Origin of the sequence: Desulfobacterium sp. N47, assembly GCF_051233685.1 — a bacterium.
In the GTDB taxonomy this organism is placed as follows: Bacteria; Desulfobacterota; Desulfobacteria; order Desulfobacterales; family RPRI01; genus RPRI01.
On sequence record NZ_JBAMMY010000010.1, the window covers coordinates 1 to 3032 of the forward strand.

Here is a 3032-nt window from a genome sequence, read left to right on the forward strand (position 1 = left end):
AATAAGCGATGGAACACTTCCTTATTCCAAAACCTACGATTGAAACGATAGCATACCTCTGAAAGATAGCTCTGGAGATGCTTTTTCGATACGCCTCTATGCGGGCCTGCAAAAACTGATTTTGCATTGGCAATTATCTTATGAGTCCAGGGCAGCAATTTCATAGAATCTTTTGGATCAATAAAGCCCTATGGTGAACTATTCCCAACTTTTTTGTAACAGTTTGATAGCTCCTCCAGCCATCTGAACGGATGACATCTATTAAAGGCTTCCTTTCTTCCGCTGAAACATCAAGGCGTTTTAAAATGTTCTCGATAGTCTCTGCATCTGCCTTTTCTACTACAAACGCATGAGCAAAACCAGGCCGCTCTTTTCCTGCTTTATCTCTCCAAATGGAAACTGCAACAATAACCAATTCTTTTTTCTCTGCTCCCCGGCCTCTTTTGCCTGAAAAGCTTGGACCGAAAAAAGATTCATCCATTTCTGCTAACCCTGCCAACTTGTATTGGTTATCTCGATCTGCCATGGCTTTTCGTATCTTATGGGCCATTGTCCAAACTGTCTTATAGTCATTGATCTCCAGTTCTCTCGCCATTTCATTTATGGATACTCCGGTTTTAGAAGTAGCCATTCTAAAAATTAACATAAACCATTTTAGTAAAGGTGTTCTCGTTTTGTGAAAAATAGTCCCCGAGGTCAGAGAAACCCTATTGCGGCAACTTTTACATTTATACAATTGTTGTTGAGCTGAAATTGACCAATAATCCTTACTCCCGCATTTAGGACAAATAAATCCTTCTGGCCAGCGAGTTTTGAGCAGCCAGGCATAACAGTCATCTTCACTCTGAAAGTCTTCCTGGAAAATCAACCAACTCATTTCCCCATAATTTTGCTTAACCCCAATATTGCTGCTCATGATGTTTATTATAAATAATTGGGTCAGCTAAGTCAATAGGCCAATGCTTTATTATAGAAACGACAAATGTTTTTCAGCAGATCACATTGACCGGTACAGAGTCAAATGGTCAAGCCTGTCTGAGTTTATGCGTGAGATAAAACAAACATTTTCAAGAAGTTTTAATAAAAACCGCAATCGCAAAGGAACTCTCTGGTCAGAAAGGTTTAAAAGCGTTATAGTTGAAAACGGCAATACCATTATTCATTGTCTGGCATATATTGATTTGAACCCAGTACGTGCTGGAATAGTTGAAAGGCCTGATGATTACAGATGGAATTCAATCGGCTATCATGTTCAAACCGGCAACAAGGATGATTTTCTATCCTGGGATTTCGGTTTAAAAGAATTCGGACATTCGGATAATAAAAAGCTGCTGAACCGTTATCGGCGATATGTATACGAAGCCGGAGCAATTGACAGGTCTGAACAGAAAAATAAAAAGACTATCCCTGCTGCTATCGTAAATAAAGAACGAAAACGCTCATATGAAATCAGCCGCGTGGACAGGTTTTTGCATCGCAGCCGTTATTTTACCGATTCGGGCATTATCGGCAGCAAGGCATTTGTATCTGAACTATACCAGCAATTTAAAGGTTATTTCCTATCGGTTAATGAAAAAACGCCCAAGCGAATCACAGGATTTGACGGCATTTATTCCCTAAAGCGATTAACATAACATCGTTATTGGGATATTAAAAAAAATAAGGGACAAGAAGAGAATAATGTTTCTTTAGCCATGGAGTCCAAAAACCATTATCTAAAAAAGCTCAAACAGACTTATAATTATGACTTCTGATTTTTCCGGGAAATACAGTGCCATTCAAAGAAAAGTTTGATGATTTGTTAAGCCATCCCGTTCACATAAATATCATTTGCAGGTTTTACGGAAATTTACTATAGAATACAACTATATGGTTTTATAATGGCTGGACAATTGATAAAACGCTATTCGTTAGGCGTAGATATAATAATATAGATGCGATAAAATAGACAAATGCAATTTGAATGGGATACAAAGAAGGCCAAAGAGAATTTCAAGAAACACGGCGTTTCCTTTGATGAAGCCGTCACTGCTTTTTACGACCCTTTTTCAGCCACCTTTGATGATCCCGATCATTCGGTAGAAGAACAGCGTTTCATAACAATCGGTTTCTCCTCTAAAACGCGCCTTCTCATTATTGCACACACAGAGGGGAAAGAATACTCGTATCATAAGCGCCAGACCGGCAACAACCCATGAAAGGAAAAAACATGAAAAGCAAAGCAAGTAAACCAGTTGTCGACGATCTTCGCCCCGAATATGATTTTGACTATTCTAAAGCAGTTAGGGGTAAATACTACCGGCGGCTTCTTGAAGAAGGGTCTAATGTCATTATTCTTGAACCTGAAATAGCAAAAGCATTTCATGATTCTGCTTCGGTCAATGAAGCATTGAGATCACTCCTATTAATAACTCAGTCGACAAAACGCCTAACAACAAGTCGTTCCACCGGATCGTCCAAAAAGCGGGCTTCCCGGTAAACTCTTTGTTATTTGATAGGAACCACAACACTTCTTATATTTTTTACCACTGCCACAAGAACAAGGAGCATTTCGAGAAACAAGAACATCAGCCTGGGCAAGATCATTCGTATTCGCAGAATCAAGAACATTTGATTTTTCAGCTGCTACAGAATCAATTAAGGAACCAGATTTTTTTCCAGTACGAACCCTTAAATACTCATCCAGAGCAACGATAATCACCGCATTAAGGGAAAGACCAATTCGCTTCGAGAATAACTGAGCTTTTTCTTTTAGATCATCCGAAAAACGTAAAGCAAAAGTTGCCATAAAACCCCTTTGGTTTCGCTAATCTAAAATTGACCCCTTTTGGGCCTAAACGATAACCCAAAATTGACCCCCCAAAAAGCGAACTCTGATAATGTGATTGTCTGGACGGCAATCAAAAATTATTGGAGGAAAGGAGAATGCTTACGGTGGATCAATATGATTTTATTCGGACGAGTCATCGGGTTTATGGCAAGAAGGTAAAGGAGATAGTCAGAGAAACGGGTCATTCGAAAAACACGATCAA

The 3032-nt window shown here is 39.2% G+C and carries 4 protein-coding genes and 1 pseudogene; 3 read left to right on the top strand and 2 right to left on the bottom strand.

Annotated features, from left to right (window positions below; all coding sequences use genetic code 11):
• Positions 1-904, bottom strand: a pseudogene (locus tag VXK47_RS00140) (IS1595-like element ISDssp6 family transposase); the annotation flags it as partial.
• Between the two features lie 55 nt (positions 905-959).
• Between VXK47_RS00140 and VXK47_RS00145 the strand changes: the two are divergent.
• The 3 genes from VXK47_RS00145 to VXK47_RS00155 all read left to right on the top strand — a co-directional run bounded on the left by VXK47_RS00145 (position 960) and on the right by VXK47_RS00155 (position 2479).
• Entirely contained in the window at positions 960-1634 is a 675-nt protein-coding gene (locus tag VXK47_RS00145) for a transposase (RefSeq protein ID WP_435546745.1), read from the top strand.
• A gap of 318 nt (positions 1635-1952) precedes the next feature.
• Positions 1953-2198: a BrnT family toxin gene (locus VXK47_RS00150; protein WP_435546746.1), complete on the top strand. Its 246-nt coding sequence runs from the start codon at positions 1953-1955 to the stop codon at positions 2196-2198.
• Between the two features lie 11 nt (positions 2199-2209).
• A complete protein-coding gene (locus VXK47_RS00155; RefSeq protein ID WP_435546747.1) occupies positions 2210-2479 on the top strand; it encodes a hypothetical protein in 270 nt (89 codons plus the stop codon).
• On the opposite strand, the gene VXK47_RS00160 is transcribed toward VXK47_RS00155, so the two are convergent.
• Positions 2429-2788, bottom strand: coding sequence for an SEC-C metal-binding domain-containing protein (locus tag VXK47_RS00160; protein ID WP_435546748.1), 360 nt, complete (start codon positions 2786-2788; stop codon positions 2429-2431). The genes VXK47_RS00155 and VXK47_RS00160 overlap by 51 nt on opposite strands.
• Positions 2789-3032: the final 244 nt, after the last annotated feature.